This window comes from Geomonas sp., from assembly GCF_035254065.1.
In the GTDB taxonomy this organism is placed as follows: domain Bacteria; phylum Desulfobacterota; class Desulfuromonadia; order Geobacterales; family Geobacteraceae; genus Geomonas.
Window position 1 is genome coordinate 1 of the sequence record NZ_DATFBA010000168.1, and the last position, 3,022, is coordinate 3,022.

2 protein-coding genes are annotated in these 3,022 nt (G+C 60.1%); one reads left to right on the forward strand and one right to left on the reverse strand.

Annotated features, from left to right (window positions below; genetic code table 11):
- Nucleotides 1–213 precede the first annotated feature (213 nt).
- On the reverse strand, nucleotides 214–1,233 hold the full coding sequence (gene aroF, locus VJ604_RS08200; protein ID WP_324081454.1) for a 3-deoxy-7-phosphoheptulonate synthase: 1,020 nt from the start codon (nucleotides 1,231–1,233) through the stop codon (nucleotides 214–216).
- 512 nt (nucleotides 1,234–1,745) lie between these two features.
- Between aroF and VJ604_RS08205 the strand changes: the two genes are divergently transcribed.
- Nucleotides 1,746–2,978 (forward strand): M16 family metallopeptidase, encoded by a 1,233-nt coding sequence (locus VJ604_RS08205; RefSeq protein ID WP_414652402.1) that lies wholly within the window; start codon nucleotides 1,746–1,748, stop codon nucleotides 2,976–2,978.
- Nucleotides 2,979–3,022: the final 44 nt, after the last annotated feature.

A 3,022-nucleotide genomic window follows, 5' to 3' on the forward strand; every position in this document is an offset into this window, starting at 1 on the left:
TTTCGTGTCTTTCGTGCTTTTCGTGGTCTGTTTTCTCAGGTTCTCGCATGGCGCCTCCGGTTAAGAAAAAGATAATGCGCCTATGATATCGCAAATGTCATCGAGAGCCAGTCCGGCCAAGTTAAACAGTCAAAAGAATCCCCCCTGTCCCCCCTTTATCAAGGGGGGGACGTGGGGCGAGGGGGAGACCGCAGAGGGGCGCCTGCCGCTTCGTTACAGCGTGCGGTCGGCGGCTTCGGCGAACAGCTTCAGCTTCTCCACCAGGGTGGTGAATTTCTTGGGCTTGAGCGACTGCGGACCGTCGGAGGAGGCACGCTCGGGGTCGGGATGAACTTCAATGATCAGGCCGTCGACTCCCGCCGCCACCGCAGCGTAGGACATCGGCGCGATGTAGTGGTAGTTGCCGGTCGCGTGGGAGGGGTCGATCACCACCGGCAGGTGGGTCTTCGCTTTCAAGACGGGGACGGCGGAGATGTCCAGGGTGTTGCGGGTGGCGGTCTCGAAGGTCCGGATGCCGCGCTCGCACAGGATGACGGACTGGTTCCCTTCGCTCATGATGTACTCGGCGCTCATCAGGAATTCCTGGATGGTCATCGACATGCCGCGCTTCAACAGGATCGGCTTTTTGATCTGGCCGACCTTCTTGAGCAGGGCGAAGTTCTGCGCGTTGCGGGCGCCGATCTGCAGCATGTCGGCATAGGAGGCGACCAGGTCGACGGTGTCGGGATCGATGACCTCGGTGACGAAGGGCAGCCCGGTCATCTCACGCGCCTTGGCGAGAAGTTTCAGCCCTTCTTCCTCAAGCCCTTGGAACGAGTAGGGAGAGGTGCGGGGTTTGAAGGCGCCCCCCCTGAGCATCTGGGCACCGGCCGCCTTGACGGCCAGCGCGGAGTCGATGATCTGGGCTTCGTTTTCCACCGAACACGGGCCCGCCATCACGATCAGCTCCTTGCCGCCGATGGCGAGGGTGTCGGTGATGGGGACCACACTGGCCTCTTTTTTCACCTCGCGGGAGGCGAGCTTGTACGGCTGCAGGATGGGCACCACGCTCTCTACCCCCTGCATCGACTCGATCGACTGCAGGACACTCTTTCCCCGCTCATCTCCTACCGCCCCGATGACGTCACGGGTGGTGCCGTGGATGATGTGCGGCTTGTAGCCCAGTTCCTTGATCCTCTTGGTGACTTCGTCCCTGTCCTTCTTTGCAGCTCCCGCTTTCATGACGACGATCATATCCGCTCTCCTTTGGTTTCCGAAAAGCGAAGGGCCGGAAGGATTTCCCCCCGGCCCTGTGTCGTCTCATCTATGGTTCGAAACCGCAAAGGGGGGAGGATCCTATCCCACCCCGGCTTTCGGTTCGTTAATTTAGTCTTCCAGCTTTCCTAAATTAAACCTCTACCCGGGGTGTCGGCCTAAAATAAAAGCCGCACCAAAAGTAAAAGTTAAAAAAGGAAAAATAGCTGGTCTTGATCATGGCACCCTTGTGACAGTTTATGTCAGGCATGTCAAGTAAAAAACAAGACAGCATTGGATCAGATTGTTTGACATCGCTCGGTCTTTCCGCTAATTTTACGCGAACACGCGACAGCCGCTCAATTATGGCCCAAACCGATATTTTAGTGTGTTTGCCATCGCGCTTGTCGATGACCCAGCTCGGCTCATAGTGGCTGCTGAAAGGATAAAGTTTGACCATCAGCTGCACCAAAAAGGTACTCCCGAACGGGCTACGCCTGGTTTCGGTTGAGATGCCGCACCTGCATAGCGCCGAGATAGCTATTTACGTAAAGGCCGGAGGCCGCAACGATACTCCCGGTAAAGCCGGCATCTCCCACTTCCTGGAACACATGCTGTTTCGCGGTTCGCGGGAGTTCGCCAGCAGCCTGGAACTGGAGATCGCCTTCGAGGCCATCGGCGGCAGCGTGAACGCCGCGACCGACGAGGAGACCACCTGCTACTTCTCGCGGGTCCATCCGGACCAGATCGCCGAGGGGATCCGGCTGTTCTCCTCCATGCTCCTGCGCCCGACCCTGGAAGGGATAGAGGTCGAGAAGCGGATCATCACCGAGGAGGCGCTGGAGGACATCAACGAGCGCGGTGACGAGACCAATCCCAGCAACCTCTGCAGCAAACTGCTCTGGCCGGAGCATCCGCTGGGGATGCCGACCATCGGGTACCTGGAAACCATCAAGGGCTTGACCGAGGAAGACCTGAGAGCCTACCTGGCCGAGTTCTACGTTCCCAGCAACGGTCTGATCGTCGCCGCCGGCCGTCACGACGCCAAAAGCTTCTTCGCCGCCTGCGAGGAGCACTTTGCCGGCTGGAGCGGACCGGTGGCGCCGGCCCCGGTCCCGGTCAGCGAACTGCAGGAGGAGCCCCGTTCGCTGTTCGTGAAGGACAGCGACAGCCAGGTCAACCTGCAGATCGCCTTTCGCGGTTTCTCGAGGAACGACCGTCGCATTATGGCGGTGAGGCTGATCAGGCGGATCCTGTGCGGAGGCGGGAGTTCCCGGCTGCACCTGGCCCTCAGGGAGAAGCTCGGCATCGTCTATTCGGTGGACGCCTCCATTTCCGCCTACGAGGAGACCGGCGCCTTCGCCATCGAGCTCGCCACCGCGCCGGAGAACCTGGTGCTGGCGGTCTCCGAGGTGCTCAGGGAGGTCAAGTCGCTGGCACATGAGGAGATGGATCTCGGCGAGCTGGACCGGGTGAAGGAAGGCTACTTCTTCGACCTCGAATACAGCAGCGACTCCACCTACGAGATGCAGGTCCGCTACGGCTGGGGAGAGCTGATGCAGATCGTGCGCTCCATCGAGGAGGACCGCGCCGAGGTGTCGGCCATCGCTGCCGCAGACATCAGTCGCACTGCCCGCAATCTGTTCGCCCCCGCCAACCTGAACCTGGTCGCCGTCGGCCCCTGGAAGGCGGGGAGCAAGAAGGTGGTGGAAAAGCTGATCAAGGAGTATAGGAAAGGGTGGTAACCCAAAAGCAATCCCCCCTGTCCCCCCTTTATCAAGGGGGGGAC

What these genes read in the sequence shown, in the direction of transcription:
- aroF (WP_324081454.1), bottom strand. Translation starts at nt 1,233, where the DNA reads ATGATCGTCGTCATGAAAGCGGGAGCTGCAAAGAAGGACAGGGACGAA.
- VJ604_RS08205 (WP_414652402.1), top strand. Translation starts at nt 1,746, where the DNA reads ATGCCGCACCTGCATAGCGCCGAGATAGCTATTTACGTAAAGGCCGGA.